The 1254-nt window shown below is 72.6% G+C and carries 1 protein-coding gene; it reads right to left on the reverse strand.

Going from position 1 to position 1254, the window contains the following annotated elements; all coding sequences use genetic code 11:
- Nucleotides 1-179 precede the first annotated feature (179 nt).
- A partial coding sequence (locus tag ABD308_RS14400; RefSeq protein ID WP_344333547.1) for a hypothetical protein occupies nucleotides 180-1254 on the reverse strand: 1075 nt, incomplete at its 5' end.

The raw sequence follows: 1254 nt of genomic DNA on the forward strand, positions 1-1254 counted from the left end.
GGAGCGCGACCCGGTGGCCCACCGTTTCCCTGACACCGGCCGCCGCCGCGAGATCCTCGGCCAGCGAACGGCGCATCCCGGCGCGCTCGCCGACGGCGGTGTCGCCCAACAGCCCGGCGACCTGCGCGTGCCGGCCCGGTCCGTCCGCCGGGACGGGCTCGTCGGGGTGTGCGGCCATGTCAGTGCCCGAGCCGGCGGGCGGTGTTGGACTGGCGGTCGGAGCAGATGGCCTCGCCCCGCTCCGGGGCCTGGTTGTGCCGTGGGTCGTACGGGAGCTTCAGCCACCACAGCACCGTGTTGGGCGCTCGCCCGGACAGCGGGCGGGTGTCCGCGACCGTGCTGATGTTCTTCGTCGGGTAGTCGTCGAAGTTGCCCAGCGGTACGCCGCCCTCCTTGGTGATCAGCTGGTAGACCTCGCCGCGGAGCCGCCGGCGGCCGTCGTACCACCAACTGCCGCTCTCCGGCAGCGGGTCGGTGATGACCTGGGCGAGGACGTGGTCGAGTTTCGTCAGCTTCGTCATGAAGGTCGTGCGGCGCTCCTGGTTCGTGCGCTCACCGATCCGGCTCAGCTCCTTCAGCCAGCTGAAGACCGCGGCCTCCCAGTTCCTGGCACTCGTGTCGTCGAGGACGCTGATGTGCTGCAGCCCGTTCGCGCGGACCACTCCGCTGGACGGCACCAGCAGGCTCTCCCGCGCCACGGCGACCAGGTCCAGGGCGTGCTGGACGACCACGCACAGCGATCGCTGCTGGTTGTGCATGACGTGCGGCGGCTCGGCCGCCAAGGTGGCGTCCTTCGGGCTGAGCAGCAGGACCAACCGCTCCCAGAGCGCGGGCAGTTGTTCCGGCTGTGTGCCCTCGGCCGACCGCTGTCCGAGCCGCACCGGATCCAGGACGTCGCCGAAGCCGGGCAGCCTGGCCCCGGCCGGCGGGGTGTCCGTCCGGAGGATCCCGGCCAGCTTCCGGTGCAGGGCGTCGCCGGCGGGAGGTTTCAGCCGCAGAGCGTCCAGCCGCAGTCCGCGGGCCAGTTCCCGGTGGTCGGTGGCGGACGCGCGGCCCAGGGCGATCTGGGGGGCCGGGGTCAGGAGCTCCGGGTGGAACCCGGGACGGCCCGGATCGGACGGCCACCGGGAGCGGGTCTCGTCGTTGAGGGCCTGGAGGACGGCCGGGAGGTCGTCCTCCTCGGTTTCGGTGGCGGTGTCGGTGGCGTTGTCGGCCTCGTCGGTGTCGTCGGTGTCGTCGGTCGGGGCGATGTCG

This window comes from Kitasatospora putterlickiae (assembly GCF_039527695.1).
GTDB classification, from domain to species: domain Bacteria; phylum Actinomycetota; class Actinomycetes; order Streptomycetales; family Streptomycetaceae; genus Kitasatospora; species Kitasatospora putterlickiae.